The organism is Micromonospora sp. DT228 (genome assembly GCF_049841595.1).
Lineage (GTDB): Bacteria > Actinomycetota > Actinomycetes > Mycobacteriales > Micromonosporaceae > Micromonospora.
In genome coordinates, this window is record NZ_JBNCKO010000003.1 from 410,094 (window position 1) to 427,741 (window position 17,648).

Annotated in this window: 21 protein-coding genes; 13 read left to right on the forward strand and 8 right to left on the reverse strand. The window is 71.1% G+C overall.

Translation table 11 applies throughout. The features are described from left to right. Nucleotides 1-124: 124 nt before the first annotated feature. Nucleotides 125-481 carry a hypothetical protein gene (locus ACLQ29_RS08665; protein WP_425771096.1) on the reverse strand — a complete coding sequence of 119 codons (357 nt, stop codon included), beginning with the start codon at nucleotides 479-481 and terminating at the stop codon, nucleotides 125-127. Nucleotides 482-654: 173 nt separating this feature from the next. Between ACLQ29_RS08665 and ACLQ29_RS08670 the strand changes: the two genes are divergently transcribed. Next, the gene (locus ACLQ29_RS08670; RefSeq protein WP_425771097.1) at nucleotides 655-789 is read left to right on the forward strand and encodes a hypothetical protein; all 135 of its coding nucleotides are present in this window, start codon (nucleotides 655-657) and stop codon (nucleotides 787-789) included. A gap of 412 nt (nucleotides 790-1,201) precedes the next feature. On the opposite strand, the gene ACLQ29_RS08675 is transcribed toward ACLQ29_RS08670, so the two are convergent. From ACLQ29_RS08675 to ACLQ29_RS08690, 4 genes are all read right to left on the reverse strand, one after another. Further along, the gene (locus ACLQ29_RS08675; RefSeq protein WP_425771098.1) at nucleotides 1,202-1,522 is read right to left on the reverse strand and encodes a hypothetical protein; all 321 of its coding nucleotides are present in this window, start codon (nucleotides 1,520-1,522) and stop codon (nucleotides 1,202-1,204) included. Then, nucleotides 1,519-2,079, reverse strand: coding sequence for a hypothetical protein (locus ACLQ29_RS08680; protein WP_425771099.1), 561 nt, complete (start codon nucleotides 2,077-2,079; stop codon nucleotides 1,519-1,521). The genes ACLQ29_RS08675 and ACLQ29_RS08680 overlap by 4 nt, the downstream gene beginning before the upstream one ends. Beyond that, nucleotides 2,076-2,231, reverse strand: a complete 156-nt coding sequence (locus tag ACLQ29_RS08685; RefSeq protein ID WP_425771100.1) for a hypothetical protein — start codon at nucleotides 2,229-2,231, stop codon at nucleotides 2,076-2,078. The genes ACLQ29_RS08680 and ACLQ29_RS08685 overlap by 4 nt, the downstream gene beginning before the upstream one ends. Nucleotides 2,232-3,073: 842 nt before the next feature. Beyond that, the gene (locus tag ACLQ29_RS08690; RefSeq protein ID WP_425771101.1) at nucleotides 3,074-5,077 is read right to left on the reverse strand and encodes a hypothetical protein; all 2,004 of its coding nucleotides are present in this window, start codon (nucleotides 5,075-5,077) and stop codon (nucleotides 3,074-3,076) included. A gap of 180 nt (nucleotides 5,078-5,257) precedes the next feature. Between ACLQ29_RS08690 and ACLQ29_RS08695 the strand changes: the two genes are divergently transcribed. From ACLQ29_RS08695 to ACLQ29_RS08740, 10 genes are all read left to right on the forward strand, one after another. Continuing rightward, nucleotides 5,258-5,566 (forward strand): hypothetical protein, encoded by a 309-nt coding sequence (locus ACLQ29_RS08695; RefSeq protein ID WP_425771102.1) that lies wholly within the window; start codon nucleotides 5,258-5,260, stop codon nucleotides 5,564-5,566. Further along, a complete protein-coding gene (locus ACLQ29_RS08700; RefSeq protein ID WP_425771103.1) occupies nucleotides 5,563-6,189 on the forward strand; it encodes a tetratricopeptide repeat protein in 627 nt (208 codons plus the stop codon). Before ACLQ29_RS08695 ends, ACLQ29_RS08700 begins: the two co-directional genes overlap by 4 nt. 23 nt (nucleotides 6,190-6,212) lie before the next feature. Next, nucleotides 6,213-7,463, forward strand: a complete 1,251-nt coding sequence (locus ACLQ29_RS08705; protein WP_425771104.1) for a glycosyltransferase — start codon at nucleotides 6,213-6,215, stop codon at nucleotides 7,461-7,463. A 336-nt stretch (nucleotides 7,464-7,799) separates the two neighbouring features. Then, the gene (gene ssd / locus ACLQ29_RS08710; protein WP_425771105.1) at nucleotides 7,800-8,903 is read left to right on the forward strand and encodes a septum site-determining protein Ssd; all 1,104 of its coding nucleotides are present in this window, start codon (nucleotides 7,800-7,802) and stop codon (nucleotides 8,901-8,903) included. Then, nucleotides 8,900-10,111 carry a TadA family conjugal transfer-associated ATPase gene (locus tag ACLQ29_RS08715; protein WP_425771106.1) on the forward strand — a complete coding sequence of 404 codons (1,212 nt, stop codon included), beginning with the start codon at nucleotides 8,900-8,902 and terminating at the stop codon, nucleotides 10,109-10,111. Before ssd ends, ACLQ29_RS08715 begins: the two co-directional genes overlap by 4 nt. Further along, nucleotides 10,108-11,400 (forward strand): hypothetical protein, encoded by a 1,293-nt coding sequence (locus ACLQ29_RS08720; RefSeq protein ID WP_425771107.1) that lies wholly within the window; start codon nucleotides 10,108-10,110, stop codon nucleotides 11,398-11,400. The genes ACLQ29_RS08715 and ACLQ29_RS08720 overlap by 4 nt, the downstream gene beginning before the upstream one ends. Continuing rightward, nucleotides 11,400-12,038 carry a type II secretion system F family protein gene (locus ACLQ29_RS08725; protein ID WP_425771254.1) on the forward strand — a complete coding sequence of 213 codons (639 nt, stop codon included), beginning with the start codon at nucleotides 11,400-11,402 and terminating at the stop codon, nucleotides 12,036-12,038. Before ACLQ29_RS08720 ends, ACLQ29_RS08725 begins: the two co-directional genes overlap by 1 nt. Before the next feature lie 22 nt (nucleotides 12,039-12,060). Continuing rightward, nucleotides 12,061-12,228, forward strand: coding sequence for a DUF4244 domain-containing protein (locus ACLQ29_RS08730; protein WP_081883916.1), 168 nt, complete (start codon nucleotides 12,061-12,063; stop codon nucleotides 12,226-12,228). 38 nt (nucleotides 12,229-12,266) lie between these two features. Further along, entirely contained in the window at nucleotides 12,267-12,665 is a 399-nt protein-coding gene (locus ACLQ29_RS08735; protein WP_393367054.1) for a TadE family type IV pilus minor pilin, read from the forward strand. Between the two features lie 2 nt (nucleotides 12,666-12,667). Next, on the forward strand, nucleotides 12,668-13,063 hold the full coding sequence (locus ACLQ29_RS08740) for an Rv3654c family TadE-like protein (RefSeq protein ID WP_425771108.1): 396 nt from the start codon (nucleotides 12,668-12,670) through the stop codon (nucleotides 13,061-13,063). Nucleotides 13,064-13,222: 159 nt separating this feature from the next. Here ACLQ29_RS08740 and ACLQ29_RS08745 read toward each other — a convergent pair whose 3' ends face one another. From ACLQ29_RS08745 to ACLQ29_RS08755, 3 genes are all read right to left on the reverse strand, one after another. Continuing rightward, the gene (locus ACLQ29_RS08745; protein ID WP_425771109.1) at nucleotides 13,223-13,801 is read right to left on the reverse strand and encodes a hypothetical protein; all 579 of its coding nucleotides are present in this window, start codon (nucleotides 13,799-13,801) and stop codon (nucleotides 13,223-13,225) included. A 155-nt stretch (nucleotides 13,802-13,956) separates the two neighbouring features. Then, nucleotides 13,957-14,166, reverse strand: a complete 210-nt coding sequence (locus tag ACLQ29_RS08750) for a hypothetical protein (protein ID WP_425771110.1) — start codon at nucleotides 14,164-14,166, stop codon at nucleotides 13,957-13,959. Between the two features lie 98 nt (nucleotides 14,167-14,264). Then, complete coding sequence (locus ACLQ29_RS08755; RefSeq protein WP_425771111.1) at nucleotides 14,265-16,694, reverse strand: DEAD/DEAH box helicase; 2,430 nt, start codon at nucleotides 16,692-16,694, stop codon at nucleotides 14,265-14,267. A 131-nt stretch (nucleotides 16,695-16,825) separates the two neighbouring features. Here ACLQ29_RS08755 and ACLQ29_RS08760 point away from each other — a divergent pair, with 131 nt between their 5' ends. Together ACLQ29_RS08760 and ACLQ29_RS08765 are read left to right on the forward strand one after the other, a co-directional pair. Further along, entirely contained in the window at nucleotides 16,826-17,182 is a 357-nt protein-coding gene (locus ACLQ29_RS08760; RefSeq protein ID WP_357404550.1) for an STAS domain-containing protein, read from the forward strand. Next, a complete protein-coding gene (locus ACLQ29_RS08765) occupies nucleotides 17,179-17,616 on the forward strand; it encodes an ATP-binding protein (protein WP_030334228.1) in 438 nt (145 codons plus the stop codon). The genes ACLQ29_RS08760 and ACLQ29_RS08765 overlap by 4 nt, the downstream gene beginning before the upstream one ends. The last annotated feature ends 32 nt before the right edge of the window (nucleotides 17,617-17,648 follow it).

Consider the following 17,648-nt stretch of genomic DNA (forward strand, 5'->3'; position numbering starts at 1 on the left):
CGGTCGTCGCTGGCGCCAAATGCCATTCCTACGGCCCTGACTCATGGCCGCGAAGGTACAACGGCTGTCACAGGTCTCGGCCGGCAGCGACCGTGTCGCTCCTGAAGAACGCTTACCGCTCCGGCTACCGCTCGCTGTCGCCGACGCCGCAGATGGCACATCGTTCGCGGCGGCGAAGGTGGTAGGCGTAGGCCGCGACCCCGAGCGCGGCGGCCCATATCGGCCACAGCACGTGAATCCCGACCAGCCACGGCTGCGCCCCGAGTTCGCCGAAGAAGATGTCGGTGTTGCTCACCAGACCCAGCCCGGCCGACATGACGAGCGCGGCAACCACAATGGCCGGGATCACCGCCAGGCGTGTCGGCACCGGCCTCCCGCCGAACCGCACGACCCACCGAGGGAACACCTCTCCCCAGCGCTGCACAAGCCCCAACGTCAGCCCCGCGCCCACCACGGCGAAGGTCCGCCAGGGCACCACCACGCCAACGTCCGTCGGTCTCCAGCAGATGTCGCATCGCGGCGTCACTGATACCGAGGGGAACACCGGCCATCCACGCGTACCGGGTAGCCGCGAACAGCAACGGCACGGCGACCGCGACGGCGGTCGCCCATCGACCCACAGCGGCCGCGTCAAAAGATGATCCGGCGGTACGGGTGGGCACCCGGCCGCAGGAGACGCAGGCGCCCCGACTGTCGCGCTGCCAGCGCACCAACCGGATGGCCACCAGCAGTCCCGCGGAGACGCTGACGCCCTGCCAGGCGATCGTCGTGGTCACGATCGAGCTGTAGTCGACGTCCGGCCAGCCGAAGGGCGCGCCCAGTACGAGCATCGGCAGGTAGGCGACCAGGGCCAGGAGCCGAATGTCGGGCACCACGAACAGCATGACGACCACCGCCGCATACCCCGTTACGAGCATGGCGGCCCGAGCGACACCACCTGGACGTGCGGCGCGACGCCCCGCCGTCCCGAGCATGATCAGCATCGCGCCGATCAGGATGCCTGCCAGTAGTGCCGCGCCGACTCCCGGCGGAACGGCCCGGATCAGCGACATGTCGTCGACCGGGTCGTTCGGTCCGAACGGGTAGCCCTTCCCGGTTGTCGCGCAGATGAGCGTCAGCACGGCCAGACCACCGGTGACGATCACGGCGGCGGAGCCGTACCGATCCCGGTTCCGGACCCGGTCGGAGCGGTTCGCCGCCGTCACGGCGTGCCCCCGGCGATCGCGGGGTGCTGGCCGCCGGGTCGACGTTCCAGGAGATGCAGGACGGCGGTGATCGCCAGGGCCGCTCCGGCGAGCAGCGCGCCCAACTGGGTGAGCCCGTTCAGGGCGGTGACGTTGTCCGACTCCGGCGCGCCGAGGACCACCGCCAGGGGGGTCAGCATCGCGTACCCGAACATCGCGCCCGTGCCGACCCAGGTGAGCGCCAACCCCACCCGCGCCGCCGTGCGATTGCCGCCGAACGACTGGCGCAGCATGAGCAGCACGCCGGCGGCAGCGGACGCCGCCATCACCGCGTTCACCACCTCACCCGAACGAGCCGTGTACTCCCAACCCTCCTGGTAGGCGCCCACGAACGCGCCCTCCGCGCGAACGCCAGCACCAGGTGCGCGACAGCGATCGCCGCAGCGGCCGCGCCACCTGCGCGGGCAAGCACCACCTGTAGGCCACGGGTCGCGCCGGACCCGCTGGCCGACGGCCGGTCGAACAGGTACGACCAGCGCGACCCCGCGTACCCGAGGAAGGCGGCAGACAACAGCACGCCCTGCAACGCGAACGACGTGTAGACCACCACATAGGTCCAGGGGGCCACGAGGCCACCGATGAGACTCACCTCGCGGCCACCTGTCACCTTGCCGGCCAGCGCGCCGTTGACCACCTCGAGCACGGCTGGGGTCAGCAGCCCGATGCCGACCCAGACCGGCGCCAGCACCAGCCACGCCGGCAGCCGCAGCCCCCAGCGGTGCGTGAACGCCACCGCGACAAGGATCGCCACGACGTCCATCGCCGCGGTGACGATGTTCGGTGCGACGAAGTCCGCGCCACGCGCCGGCGAACCCTCCGGCACGCCGACCATCACCCCGCCGATCCACAACACCTCAGTGACAGGTACGGCAGCACCGCGGCGACCACCCCGTAGCCGATCACCATCCGGGTCAGCCGCGCACGCCGCGCTCGGTCGACAACCAGCCCGTCCGGACCGGGGCCACGCGACGCCACATCGACAGTCATAGGCCGATGGTCCGGGCCGATGGGGCGCCGCTCCTCCCCAGTAGAGGCCAGTGCCTTCCCTCAAGCGGGGGAGCGTCGACTGCCGGCATCCCGCGCTGATGCCCTGCCAGTCGATCGCCGTGGTCACGATCGAGCGGTATCCGACGCCCGCAATCCACGTGATCGAACATGACCTCGCTTTCGGAAAGCGGTCCGGAGTGGAGCTACGCGCTGCCACCGTCTCGCTGAATCATGACGAATATCTACTTTCGGCAAACGGCTATATGTGGCTAAACCGTCTTCAAGGGTTTAATCGGTCGAATACGCTGCACTTCGCCGTGAAGTATCGGTAAGTCACTGTCATGTAGCTCTGGGTGTGTCCGGAGTGGCTCTCTGGAGGGGTCATGAACAACGACCGACGGCTGCAGCGCGCCCTCAAGCATGGCCGCGCCGCGTCAGGGCTGAGTTCTGCCCTGCTGGTAGTCGGGATGACGGGCGGGCCCGCAGCCGCAGCGCAACCCGAGGAAGTGACGTCCTCCGTCCGGGGCGCCCACATCGGTACGCCCGGTCCGCTCGGCCAGTACGGCGGGTGGCCGTTGTCCTGGTCGACCGTCCGCCTGGACGCCGATGGTCCTGACTCGTCGGACCAGCACCCTGACACGCCAACGGACTGTGGCCCGCAGGGCTGGCAGGGCCCGTGGGGTGGAAAGGACGGGGGCAAGCATCCGTACGACTCGCATGGAGGCAAGGGCACTCAAGGCCCCCAGGGCGACACCGGTGCTCAGGGCCCGAAGGGTGACGTGGGCGCACAAGGTTTCCAGGGTGCCCGGGGCAACACCGGCGCTCAAGGCGAGACCGGCGCCTCAGGTGCGCAGGGCGATGCCGGTGCCCAAGGCGCGCAGGGCAACGTCGGTGCTCAAGGCGCCCAAGGCGATGCCGGTGCTCAGGGCGTGCAGGGTGTGGCCGGTACTCAGGGTGCTCAGGGTTTCCAGGGTGCGAACGGTGATGTAGGCGCTCGGGGTGCTGTTGGGGCGCAGGGTGAGGCCGGTGTTCAGGGTGCTCAAGGAACGCAGGGCGACGCCGGTGTTCAAGGTACTCAGGGTGATGCTGGCGTTCAGGGTGCCCAAGGTTTCCAGGGTGCCCAAGGTTTCCAGGGTGCCGTAGGTGCTCAAGGCGAGGCGGGGGTTCAGGGCGCTCAAGGTGCTCAGGGCGTGCAGGGCGAGGCTGGTGTTCAGGGTGCTCAGGGTTTCCAGGGTGTGCAAGGCGATGCTGGCGCGCAGGGCGAGGCTGGTGTTCAGGGCGCGCAGGGCGCTGAAGGTCTCCAGGGTGCGCAGGGCGATGCTGGCGCTCAGGGCTCTCAAGGAGCGCAGGGCGAGGTCGGGGTTCAGGGTGCACAAGGTTTTCAGGGCGAGGTCGGCGCGCAGGGCGTGCAGGGTGAGACCGGCGTTCAAGGTGCGCAGGGTGATGTCGGCGTTCAGGGCGCTCAAGGTTTTCAGGGTGACGTAGGCGCTCAAGGTGCTCAGGGCGTACAGGGCGAGGCCGGCGTTCAGGGCGCGCAGGGCGCTGAAGGTCTCCAGGGTGCGCAGGGCGGCGCTGGAGTTCAGGGCGCTCAAGGTTTTCAGGGCGAGGTCGGCGCGCAAGGCGTGCAGGGCGAGGGTGGCGTCCAGGGTGGTCCCCAGGGTGCTGAAGGTGCTCAGGGTGCTCAAGGCGTGCAGGGCGAGGTCGGCGTTCAAGGTGCGCAGGGTGATGCTGGCGTTCAGGGTGCGCAGGGTGATGCTGGTGTTCAAGGTGTTCAAGGTGCCCAGGGCGCGCAGGGTGATGCTGGAATTCAAGGTGCTCAGGGTGACGCCGGTGTTCAAGGTGCCCAAGGTTTCCAGGGTGCTCAAGGCGTGCAGGGCGAGGTCGGCGTTCAAGGTGCGCAGGGTGATGCTGGCGTTCAGGGCGCTCAGGGTGATGCTGGCGTTCAGGGTGCTCAAGGTGCTCAGGGAGTCGCCGGTGTTCAAGGCGCTCAAGGTTTCCAGGGTGCTCAGGGCGTGCAGGGCGAGGTCGGCGTTCAAGGTGCGCAGGGCGTTGCTGGAGTTCAGGGTGCTCAAGGTTTTCAGGGTGCTCAGGGTGACGTAGGCGCTCCCGGTGAGGCGGGGGTTCAGGGCGCTCAAGGTGCTCAGGGCGAGACCGGCGCGCAGGGGACTCAGGGCGCGCAGGGGACTCAGGGCGCGCAAGGTGATGCTGGAATTCAAGGTGCCCAAGGTGCTCAGGGAGTCGCCGGGGTCCAAGGCGCTCAAGGTTTCCAGGGCGCTCAGGGCGCGCAGGGCGAGGTCGGCGTTCAAGGTGCGCAGGGCGTTGCTGGCGTTCAGGGCGCCCAAGGTGTCCAGGGGGAGACCGGCGCGCAGGGCGTTCAAGGTGCTCAGGGCGATACCGGAGCTCAGGGTGCGCAGGGCGACACCGGCGCTCAGGGTGGTCAGGGCGATGCCGGGGTTCAGGGCGCTCAAGGTCTGCAGGGTGCGCAGGGCGATGCCGGCGTTCAGGGCGCTCAAGGTGCGCAGGGTGCGCAGGGCGATGCCGGCGTTCAGGGCGCTCAGGGTGGTCAGGGCGACGCCGGGGTCCAGGGCGCTCAAGGTCTGCAGGGTGCGCAGGGCGATGCCGGCGCTCAGGGCGCTCAAGGTGCGCAGGGCGACGCCGGCGCCCAGGGGGCGCAGGGCAACGCGGGTGCGCAGGGATTTCAGGGTCTCCAGGGTGCGCAGGGTGATGCTGGCGCTCAAGGCGTGCAGGGAGTCCAGGGCATCACAGGTGCCCAGGGCTTGCAGGGTGCGCAAGGGCCTCAGGGTGACACCGGCGCTCAAGGCGGGATAGGCGCCCAGGGTTTCCAAGGGGCTCAGGGTGCCCAGGGTGCCCAGGGCGACACGGGCGCTCAAGGTGCCCAGGGCGACACGGGCACTCAGGGCGCTCAGGGTTTCCAGGGCGTACCCGGACCGCAGGGTGCCACTGGTGCCCAGGGCGCGCAGGGACTAGCGGGTAACGGTATCCAGGGCGCCTACATTCAGGGCCCGTTGACCGTGATCGCTGACACTCCCGTCAATTTCGGCTGTGATCCCGGAGACATCGCCGTCGGAACCGGATACCAGCTTTCGGGCGCAGGCGTAAATCCAGTGCTGATCCAGCCGCTTTCGACAAGCGGTTACCAGTTCACGTTCACCGGCGGCGGCGCGGACATCTGGGTGTCCTGCATTGAACTCGGCGCGCCGTTGCCGTTCGGTGTGGCCGGCAACTCGTCGGGCCGGACGGCGGCCAACAGTAGCAATTCCGACCGGCCGAACAGCGAGTCGGGCCGCCCCGTTACCGTCACGGAGGACAAATGAGTACGCGTCAGATTTTCGGGTCACTTGCCTGTGGTGCGGTCCTGCTGACCGGAGTCGCGGGATGCAGCGAGAAGCCTGCCGAGAAGCCGCAGACGAGCAACTCGGGCGACAGTGACAAGGCCAACGGCGACGCCTCCACCGGGACCGCTCCGGCGGACCTGTTGAAGCTCGGGGTCGAGCAGGGTCAAGCCGGCAACTTCGACGCGGCGAAGACCACCTTCGAGAAGGTGTTGGCGGCCGAGGCCGACAACAAGTTCGCATGGTTCAATTTGGGCTTCATCGCCCAGTCGCGTAACCAGCCCGACGAGGCGGTCAACAACTACGACAAGTCATTGGCGGCCGACGGCAACTACAAGCCCGCCCTTTTCAACAAGGCGATCGCGCTGGAAGGCAAAGCCCCGACCAGTTCGATCGACATCTACCGCAAGGTGGTGTCGATCGACAACAAGTCGTCAACCGCCTACCTTCGGTTGGGTATTCTGCTGTCCCAGACCGGCGACGACCGGGCGGCACGGGACGCCTTCAAGGCCGCGGTCCGACTGGACAAGGGGCTCACCTCTTCCGTGCCAGCAAAGTACCGCGCGGCCCCGACCGCTCGATCCTCGACTCCGGCGGGTAGGTGAGTGGTTCAATGCACACACCGCGCGTGACGGTCTTCACGGGAAGCAACCGCACCCGTTTCATCGACGAATGTTTCCGTTCGCTGGCTGCGCAAACTTTCACCGATTGGGAATGGGTGGTCATTCTCAACCAGGGGTCTCGTTGGCGGCCGGAGAGGCACGACGATCGGATCCGGCTCGTCGTCCAGGACAATCTGGACGGTGTTGGTGCCGTGAAGAGGTACGCCTGCGCTGAGGCCGCCGGGGACATACTGGTTGAGCTCGACGACGACGACCTGCTCAGCAGCGACTGTCTGCAAGAGATCGTCGACGCCTTCGACGCCAACCCGGAGGTGGGGTTCGTCTACAGCGACACGGCGCAGATCCAGGAGGACGGCGGCCGCTGTGAGGACCGTTTCTCGACTTCGTTCGGCTGGCGGCACTACGACGAGAAAGTCGACGGCCGCGAGGTGCTGGTCTGTCGGGCGTTGCCGCCGACACCCCACAACGTGAGCTACATCTGGTACGCACCGAACCACGTGCGCGCCTTCCGCCGGGACATCTACGAGAAGGTCGGCGGATACGACGAGTCGCTCGATGTCGCGGACGATGCCGACCTCATGGCTCGGATGTACCAGGTGAGCGAGTTCCATCACATCCAGAAATGCCTCTACCTGCAGCGCATGCATCCCAAGAACACGCAGCGCATTCCGGATGTCAACGCCCGCATCCAGCAGCGTACGGTGGAGATCTACGACCGGAACATTCAGCAGAACGCGTTGGCATGGTCGCGGCGGCAGGGGCTCCTGGCGCTGGATCTGGGGGCCGCCCACAACAAGCCGGAAGGCTATCTCGGCCTGGATTACCACGACGGGTCGGGCGTCGACATGGTCTGCGACATAACCAAGGGAGTCGATCTCCCGGACGGTAGCGTCGGGGTCATTCGGGCCGCCGACTTCCTGGAACACATCCCGGACAAAATCGCGCTGTTCAATGAGCTCTACCGGTTGCTCGCACCGAACGGGATGCTGTTGTCGCTGACGCCCAGCACGGATGGCCGAGGTGCCTACCAGGACCCGACGCATGTGGCGTTCTACAACGAAAACTCGTTCTGGTACTTCACGGACGCCAACTATTCTCGGTTCGTACCTGAAATTAGGTGCCGTTTCCAGACGTCGCGTCTGGTCACGTATTTTCCGAGTGAGTGGCACAAGACGCACAACATTTCGTACGTGTCCGCGAATCTCATCGCGATCAAGGATGACGCCCTGCGTAACGGCGGTCCGCTGAACATATGAGGGTCGGGCTGGCCACGTCGCCGTCGCCGGGATCTCATCTGCCGGGTCGGCGTCGGAGGTCGGCTCGCTGCCGCAGGCGCGGGTCCGTCCGTACCGGACGATCATCCATCCGCATCGACCACGTCGACGGGCCGCTCCCGAAAAGGAGCGGCCTCGTTGCGTTGCCGAGCAGCTCGTGCGGTGACGGACAGGCCGCGCGCGTAGCAGATCAACTGTCGCGGCGGGCGTTGTCCACAGCCCGCGTGGTTGTCCACAGGTGACGTGGTCGGGGCGGCTTGCGGGGCGGTTTCCGAGCAGGGTCGGCGGCATACCAGAGCCCGACCGCTGGAGGCCGCGATGCCATCCCGTACCTCGGTTCCGCCGATCCGCCGGCTTCCGCTGGTGGTCACCGGCGACCACGATCTGCTCGATGATCTGCTCCGGCTCGCCGCCGCCGGCGGGGCCGAGGTGGAGCTCGCCCGCGACCCGGCGGCCGCCCGTACTCGCTGGCAGCCGGCTCCGCTTGTGTTGCTCGGCGCCGACCAGGCTCAGTCGTGTCTGCGTGCCCGGTTGCCACAGCGGCCCCGGCTGGTGCTTGTCGGCCGAGCCGGTCAGCTCGACCCCGGCTGGCAGATTGCCGAGCTGATCGGGGCCGAGCACGTCGCCATGCTGCCCACCGCGGAGCCGTGGTTGGTGGATCGGTTCGCCGAGCAGGGCGCGGACCGCCCCAACGAGGCCGGCGCCCGGATCGTCGCGGTGTTCGGCGGCCGGGGCGGTGCCGGGGCGAGCGTGCTCGCTGGTGGCCTCGCCGTGACTGCCGCTCGGTCCCGGTTGCGCACGCTGCTTGTCGACGCTGATCCGCTCGGGGGCGGCCTCGACCTGGTGTTGGGCTGGGAGCAGTTGGAGGGGCTGCGCTGGCCGTCGCTCACCAGCGCCGACGGGCGGGTGGACGCCCCGGCGTTGGTGCAGGCCCTGCCCAACAGGGGTGATCTGGTGGTGCTCTCCTGGGATCGCGGCGAGATGCTGGCGCTGCCAGCGGCGGCGATGGCGGCGACCGTCGACGCCGCTCGGCGTGGTCGGGACTTCGTGGTCGTCGATGTGCCTCGACAGTTGGACGACGCCGCAGTGGTGGCATTGCAGGCGGCGGACCAGGCGTTCGTCGTCGTCCCCGCCGAGTTGCGTGCCACCGCCGCGGCCGCTCGCGTGGTGGCCGCGGCTGCCCCGCACTGCGCCGCGCTCTCGGTGGTGGTGCGCGGGCCCGCTCCGGGCCGACTACGCGCCACCGAGGTGGCACGGGCTCTCGGCCTGCCGCTGGCTGGCGCGCTGCGCCCCGAGCCGGGTCTGTGCCGCGGGCTGGAACGAGGCGAGGCGCCTGCTGCTGCGGGGAAAGGCCCGCTGGCCGCACTCTGCCAGCGGATCGTCACCGACCTGACCGGTGTCCCGGCATCGGGTGCGGCATGACCGGCCGGTCGCAGGACGGCACCCTCGCCGCACGGGTGCGGCAGCGGATCGCCGCCGCCACCACCCCGGTCACCGCGGCGGCGATCGTCTCCGCCGTACGGGCCGAGCCAACCGCCGCGGTGCTCGGCGACAACGCCGTGCTGCGGATAGCCGACCGGGTGCACGACGACCTCGTCGGCGCCGGGCCGCTGGCCCCGCTGCTCGCCGACCCGGAGGTCACCGACGTCCTCGTCAACGGGACCCGGGTCTGGGTCGACCGCGGTGCGGGGTTGCAGCAGGTCGCGGTCCCGTTCGGCTCGATCGAGGACGTCCGCCGGTTGGCGCAGCGGCTGATCGCCAGCGCCGGCCGGCGGCTCGACGACGGTTCCCCGTACGCGGACGCCCGGCTCCCCGACGGCACCCGACTGCACGCCGTGCTGCCGCCGGTGGCGACCGAGGGCCCCTACCTGTCCCTGCGGACCTTCCGACACCGGCCGTTCACTCTCGACGAGCTGGTCCGCCACGGGACCGTGCCGCGACCGGTGGCACCACTGCTCGCCTCCGTCGTGGCTGCCCGCCTGGCGTACCTGGTCACCGGGGGCACGGGGTCGGGCAAGACGACCCTGCTCAACACGCTGTTGGGGATGGTCCCCGCCACCGAGCGGATCGTGCTTGTGGAAGACGCCGCCGAGCTACGTCCGGGGCACCCGCACGTGGTCGGGCTCCAGGCGCGTACCGCCAATGTGGAGGGTTCGGGCGCGGTCAGCCTCGGCGACCTGGTCCGGCAGGCGTTGCGGATGCGTCCGGACCGCCTGGTGGTCGGGGAGTGTCGGGGCGGTGAGGTGGTCGACCTGCTCGCGGCGCTCAACACCGGCCACGACGGGGGCGCGGGCACCTTGCACGCCAACTCGCCGTCCGACGTGCCAGCCCGGCTGGAGGCGCTGGGCATGCTGGGTGGGCTGCCGCGCGCCGCACTGCACGCCCAGGTGGCCGCCGCGTTGCAGGTGTTGTTCCAGGTGCGGCGTGGCGACCGGGGACGCGTCCTGGAGTCAGTCTGCCTGCTCCTGCCCGACGGGCCGGAACGGTTGGTGACAGTGGTGCCAGCCTGGGTACGCGGCAGTGGCCTCGGGTTGGCCGCCCGCCCACTGGGCGCGCTGCTCCGGGAGCGCGGGGTGGCGGTGCCGCCGATCCTCAGCGAGCCGTGGCCCGGGTCGGCAGGCCCGGCATGACCGGGCCGACGATGCTGGTGGCGGCGCTGTTGCTGGTCGCCGCGGCCCTGGTGGCGTGGCCCGTGCGCAGCATCCGCGCGCGCCGACGACGGGTGCTGACGACGGGACGGGGGAGTGGCGGCGCCGATCCCGACGACGCGCTTCTGGAGTGGATTCGGGAGCTCGGCCGCACGCCGGACGGGCCGGTCGACGGGCCCGACGACCCACCGATCCCGGGCGGCGCGATCGGCATGCCGTGCCGGCCGTTGACCACCGCGGGTCGCAGCGGCAGGCCGACCGCCCTCGGCTGGCCCAGCCGGGACGTCACCGGCGGCGCGGGCTGGCCCGGGGCGACGGGCGGGTCGGTGGGGTCCGCCCGTCCCGTAGGTCCCACACGTCCGCCGACCCGTCGGGATCCCCGCCGCCCGGCCGCCACCACCGGGCACGAGTCCAGGCTCCCCGATGCCGAAGGACGGGGTGGCACGTCCGTGGCCGAGATGACGATCGACGGCGACGTGGGGGTGAACCGCCGGGACGACGCTCCCGGTGCGGTGACGACAGTTGAGTACGGCGCCGCGGCGGACAGCCCGGGCAGCACGTCCGCAGCGGTGACGGCCGAGGGAGGCGGGGGTGCCGTTCGCCGGGCCGACCGGTTCGTCGAGTCGACAGGTGCCCCGACTGCGGCTGCGCGGGGAGGGGTTCCACGGTCGTCGAGGCGGGCGCTGCCGCTGGTCGGCCTGCTGGCTGGTGGCGTGGGTGCGGTGGTCGGCGGCCCGGTCGCGGCGGTCGCGTTGGGCGGGTACGCCGCACTGGCCGGGCGGGCCGTGTTGCGCTGGCGAGTGAACCGGGGTGCCGAGCGAAGGCGGCGACGCGGACTGGACCAACTGTGTGGCCTCGCGGCGGACCTCCGGGCCGGCCTGCCCGTGCAGCGCGCGCTCGAGGCCGCCACCGATCGGTGGGACGGGTCCGACCGGCTGCGTCAGCTGACGGCAGCAGCGGTGCGACTGGCCGACCGGACGGGCGCGCCGCTGGCGGAACTCGTCGAGCGGATCGAGGCCGACGCTCGGGCGACCGACCGGGGCCTGGCTGCCGCGGCGGCCCAGGCGGCCGGTGCCCGGGCCACGGCCTGGTTGTTGGCCGCGTTGCCGGTGGGCGGGATCCTGCTCGGGTACGGGATTGGCGTCGACCCGGTGGCGGTGCTGCTGCACAGCGGCGTCGGCGGGGTCTGTGCGGTCGTCGCGGTCGCCCTGCAGGTCGTGGGCCTCCTCTGGACGGAACGGCTGGGCGCGACGCCGGGGCGGGTCGGATGATGTCGCGAAGTCCGGCACGCCGACGCGGCCCAGCCGCTGGGCGGCGGCCGGACGCGATCCGCCTCGCCGCAGCGCTGGGCGGGCTCGCCGTCGCCGTGGTCGCCGAGGGCTGGCTGGGTCTGCTCGGTGCGGTCCCCACCGCGTTCCTGTTGGATTTTCTGCTGCGGCGGATCGAGTCACCGGGCGTGCGCAGGCGGCGGCTGCAGGAAGCCGTCGACCTACCGCTCGCGGTCGACCTGCTGGCCGCCGCCATGCGGGCGGGCGCTCCGGTGGATCGCTCGGTGCTGGCCGTCGCCGAGGCCCTGGACGGGCCACTCAGCGCGCGGCTGGCCCGGGCCGGCCGCACGTTGCTGCTCGGCGGTAGCCCGTCGGAGGCATGGTCGGCGCTGGACGGGGTGCCCGGCGCCGAGCGGTTGGCCGCAGCGGCGTTGCGCTCGTCGAACAGCGGCGCGGCCCTGGCCGGCGCGCTGACCCGGCTCGCCGACGACCTACGTGCCGACCGGGCCACCGCTGCCGAGGCGTCCGCCCGTCGGGCGGGTGTGCTCATCGTCCTGCCGCTGGGGCTCTGCTTCCTGCCGGCGTTCATTCTCGCCGGCCTGGTGCCGGTGATCGTCGCCGTCCTCGGCGACGTGCTCTGACCCATCGAGAAGGGAAACAGCCATGCGCAAACTCATCGCCCGCCTGCGCGGCGACGCCGGTATGAACACGGCCGAGTACGCCGTCGGCACGCTCGCCGCGGTCGCCTTCGCCGGGATCCTGTTGAAGGTGCTGACCTCCGGCAACGTCCAGTCGGCGCTGACCGCCGTCATCGACCGGGCGCTGAAGTGACCGGGCGCCGGCAGGCTGGCCGCGATCGGAGGCCAGGCATTCCCGAGCGGGCGCTCGGCGGGTGGAGAGTCCGCGCCGTCGAGCGGGCCGCCGACGGGGACCGAGGGTCGTTCACCGCCGAACTGGCGGCCGGCCTGCCGGCGCTGCTCCTACTCCTGCTGACCGGCCTCACCGCCGTCAATGCCGTCAGCGCCCAGGCGGGCTGCCTGCACGCGGCCCGGGAGGCCGCGCTGGCCGCCGCTCGCGGCGCGGACGGCAGCGCCGAAGGCGAGCGTGCGGCACCGCCGGGAGCGGAGGTGTCGGTGTCCGTCGACGGCAACCAGGTGCGGACGACGGTACGTGCGCCCGTCCGGGCGCTGGGCGGCCGGCTCCCCCGGATCACCGTCGTGGCCACCGCGGTCGCAGCCGTGGAACCCGGCGCCGCCGAGAGGAGTTGACGGTGCGACGGACTCACAACCCCGACTCCGCGTGCCTCGACGACGGCCTGCCGGACGCGCAGCGCGGTGGCGCGACGGTCCTGGTGCTGGCGATCGGCCTGGTCTTCCTGCTGTTCGGCACGTTCGTCGCTGCCATCGCCGCAGCTCAGCTCGCGGATCAGAAGGCAGCGGTGGCAGCCGATCTCGGCGCGCTGGCGGGAGCAGGCCACCCGCTCGACGGTGAGGTGATGGCCTGCGCGCTCGCGGCCGACATCGCCAGCCGCAACGCTGGCCGGACGGTCGACTGCCGCCTCGACGGACTGGACGTGCTGGTGACCGTCGAGGTGGCGTTCACGCCACTTCCCGGGCTGACCTGGGTCGCCACATCGACGGCCCGCGCCGGCCCCGTGCGCGGTTGATGGCGATTGCGGCTGGGGGCCGCGCCCGCGGACGGGGCCGCGGGCCGGCCGCTCGCGCACCGGCGGACGTCGCGGTGGCTGCCGGACGGCCTGCTGGCCGGGACCAGGGCGCAGTGCCTTGTCCCGGTCAGCGGCCGAGCAGCGGGTGGGCCGGACGGGTCAGCGAGCCTGGAGCGCGTCGAGGGCGACGGCCATGGCGATGACCAGGCGGCGGTCGATCTGCGGGTGCTGCACCTCGACGATGTACTTGTCGCGCAGGCCCCACTTCTTGACCACGGTGAAGACCGGCTGGCCGCCGGCGGTGAAGTCGAAGTGGTACGGCAGCCACGACAGCGAGTCGACGAACCGGCGCAGCAGAGCCACCGGCAGGCTGCGCTCCTGGCCCGTCACCTGCGGCAGGCCGGCCTGCTCGACGTGCCACGTGGACCGGAGCAGGGACTGGGCGAAGTCCTTGCGGAACAGGCCGATCGCGCTGCCGGCGGCGTCGGTGACGTCGTACGTGGCGCCGAGGTCGATGCGCTGGCGGGCCTTGAAACCGAGCAGGGGCTGCTGCTTCGAGTCATCCGCGTAGATCGTCACCTGCTCCTTGAAGGCGAGCCGCTTCTGCTGCGCGAACGCGATCAGCTCACCCTCGGTGCCGTCCGGAGCGACCGCCCGGACCTCGTACTGGTTGACCATCATGCGCAGTCGCTGACGGACGTGGAACTGGTGCTGGTTCTGCAAGGTGTCGGACTGCATCTGAGCTCCTCAGGGGGTTGGGTCCGCCGGAGTCTCGCACAGCCCGACAACTGTCGCGCTCCTTGCCATCGACGATCGCACGATGCTGGGTAGCCGTCGGGGGCCGTCGGACGACTACCCCAGCATTCCGTTGCCCGTACTGGTGAAAGGGGTGGTCAGCGCCCGTCGGTGGTGGTCGCGGCGCGCAGCGCCCAGGTGTTGAGGACCTGGTGGATGACGCGCAGCCGTTCGTTGATCTGCTCCAGGCGTTCGGCCTGAGCCAGGGTGGCCAGCGCGGCCCCGAGCGCGATCTGCTGGTCGAGAGTGAGTTGATCCTGGTCGATGCTGTAGAGCAGGTCGACGGTCTCGGCGATGGTGTCGGCCACGGCTCCTCCTCGGGCACGGGGGGCGATCAGCAACAAAGAGATCGATGGAAGCGCTCCCACACATTGTGCCCAGTGCCATGCCGATTCATGCAACCCGCTCAGTCGGGCAGGTTCGCCAACACCACGTCGAGCACCCGGATCGCATCCGGCTTGGAGAGCGGATTGTTGCCGTTGCCACACTTCGGCGACTGCACGCAGGACGGGCAACCGGTCTCGCAACCACACTCCGCGATCGCGTCCCGGGTGGCCCGCAGCCACGCCGACGCCGTCCCGTACGCCCGCTCGGCGAACCCCGCGCCACCCGGATGCCCGTCGTAGACGAAGACGGTCGGCGCCTCGGTGTCCGGATGCACGGCGGTGGAGAGGCCGCCGATGTCCCACCTGTCGCAGGTGGCCATCAGCGGCAGCAGGCCGATCGCGGCGTGTTCGGCGGCGTGCAGCGCACCGGGCACGTCGGCGGGCTGCACCCCGGCGAGAGTCAACGACTGCGGCGACAGGGTGAACCAGACCGCCACCGTGCGCAGCTCCCGGGCGGGCAGGTCGAGCGGCCGGGTGTCGATCACCTCGCCGGTGGCGATCCGTCGCCGCTGGTACGACACGACCTGACTCGTCACGTCCACCTCGCCGAGGAACATGCCGACCGGCCCGGCGTCCACGTAGGAACGCACCGACACCACGGACAGGTCGGTGACGTCGCGGGCGTGGGTGGACCAGTCCGGCTCCTCGACGTGCACGAGCGCGCACCCGTCGGCGAGGTCGAGGTCGTCGACCACGTACGACACGCCCTGGTGCAGATAGACCGCGCCGGGGTGGAGCAGGAAGTGCGAGGAGCCGCCGTCGACCGTGCCGAGCAGCCGCCCGGTCGACGACTCCACCACGCAGACCGGGGCGCCGCCCTCGCCGCGCAGATCCACCTCTGGCCGCTCCCGGTGCCGCCAGTACCAGCCGGTGGGTCGCTGCCGCAACGCCCCGGCGGCGACGAGTTGGTCGACGGCCTCCTTCGCCCCGTCGCCGAAGAGCACCAGGTCGGCCGGAGTGAGTGGCGCCTCCGCGGCGGCGCAGGCGAGTTGCGGCGCCAGGACGTACGGGTTGGCGGGGTCGAGCACCGTCGCCTCCACCGGAGCGCCGAAGATCGCCTCCGGGTGGTGCACCAGATAGGTGTCCAGTGGGTCGTCCCGGGCCACCAGCACGGCGAGGGCTTCCTGCCCGGAACGGCCGGCGCGGCCCGCCTGCTGCCACAGTGACGCCCGGGTGCCGGGGTATCCACAGATCAGCACCGCGTCCAACCCGATCAGGTCCACGCCCAGTTCCAGCGCGTTCGTGGAGGCGAGGCCGAGCAGGTCGCCGTGCAGCAGCGCCCGTTCCAGCTCGCGCCGCTCCTCACGCAGGTAGCCGCCCCGGTAGGCGGCCACCCGGTCGCCGAGCCCCGGCACCGCGTCGTCGAGTGACCGGCGTGCGTTGGCCGCCACGACCTCGGCGCCCTTGCGGGAACGGACGAACGCGAGGGTGCGTACCCCCTCGGCGACCGTGTCGGCGAGCAGGTCCGCGGTCTCGCGCAGCGCCGACCGGCGGACCTGGTGGAGGTCGTCGTGCTCGCCTGTCGCCTGCGGGGGCACCGGGGAACCGGAGTCGGTGTCGGGTGGCAGCAGCGGCGGCTCCCAGAGCGCGAAGGTCACCCCGCCGCGCGGCGACGCGTCGTCGGTGACCGCCGTCACCGGCAGGCCGGTCAGCCGTCCGGCCGCGGTCGCCGGGTCGCCGGAGGTCGCCGAGGCGAGCACGAAGACCGGGGTGGTCCCGAACCGGGCGCACTGCCGACGCAACCGCCGCAGCACGTGCGCCACGTGCGAGCCGAACACGCCCCGGTAGGTGTGACACTCGTCGATCACCACGTACGCGAGTCGGCGCAGGAAACCGGACCACTGGGCATGACCGGGCAGGATGCCGTGGTGCAGCATGTCGGGGTTGGTCAGCACGAACCGGGAGTGCCGGCGGATCCACTCCCGCTCGGCGCGCGGAGTGTCCCCGTCGTAGCAGGCGGGGCGTACCCCCTCCAGTTCCAGTGCGGCGACGGCGCGCAACTGGTCGGCGGCGAGGGCCTTTGTCGGCGCCAGGTAGAGCACGGTCGCCCGGGGGTCGGCGTGCAGGGTGGCCAGGGCCGGCAGCTGGTACGCGAGTGACTTGCCGGACGCGGTGCCGGTGGCGACGATCACGTGCTGACCCTCGTACGCCAGGTTGGCGGCCTCGGCCTGGTGCTGCCAGGGCGCGATCACGCCGCGCTTGGCGAACGCCGCGCGCAGTTCCGCCGGCGCCCACGACGGCCATGGGGCGGGCACCCCGGCGCGGGCCGGCACCCGCTCGACGTGGGTGACCGGGTCGCCGGCGCCCCGGGCGCGGAGTCGGCGCAGCAGGTCGGCCGGCGCTGGCCCGGGGCCGGGACCAGCGGATACGGTGGCCGCGGGCGACGACTCCAGGTCATGGCGCGGCGTGTGCCGCGCCGAGCTGAAGTCGTTGGAGGTCACGCCCTGCACTCTCGCACTGGTGTTCGGAGATGAAAAGTCGGGCCCGGGGGTAAGGGGAAGCCTCCGCTGGCGTCCGCAGGCCGCACCGGCGGTAGTGGTTAGATGCCCACGAGAGTTTACGGCTCTGGCGAGGAGGACCGATGGAGCTGTCGCTGGCTACCCGCACCGAGGGTGAGCACACGGTGCTCGAGGTCGGTGGTGAGGTGGACGTCTACACCGCGCCCCGGCTCCGCGAACGACTCCTCGAGTTGATCGATGGTGGCGCCCGACACGTGGTCGTCGACCTCGACCGGGTGGACTTCCTCGACTCCACCGGGCTTGGTGTGCTCGTCGGCGCGCTCAAGCGGCTCCGCTCGGCCGGCGGTTCGTTCGCCCTGGTCTGCGACAAGGAGCCGCTGCTCAAGATCTTCCGGATCACCGCACTGGACCAGGTGTTCCCGTTGCACCCGACGGTCGACGCGGCGATCAGCGCCGACCCGGCGGGCGCCGGCGCGTGATGGCGACCGTCAAGCTCTCGTTCTCCCCCGCCCCGGTGCACGTGCGCACCGCCCGGCTGGTCGGCGTCGCCGTCGCACGGCGCGCCGGGGTCCGGGAGGACCTGCTGGACGAGGTACGCCTGGCCATCGGTGAGGCGTGCACCCGCGCGGTGGCCCTGCACCGGCAGTACGGCCTGGCCGACCCGGTGCTCGTGGAGATGTCCGACGGCGGTTCGTACGCGGTGCGGGTGGTGGACCGGGCGCCGATCGAGGCGGGCATCGGCCTGACCGCGCTGCCCCCGGACGAGTTGGCGAACGAGTCGCTGACCGATGAGGCGCTGACCACCGGCGTCGGGTTCGCGCTGCTCGCCGGTTTCGTCGAGGACCTGCAGGTGCGCCCGGTCGACGAGGGCATCGGCACCGAGGTGCGGATGGTGTGGCCGGTCGGCCGCTGACCCAAAACCGTTTCGTGGGCCGCATCCCGGTG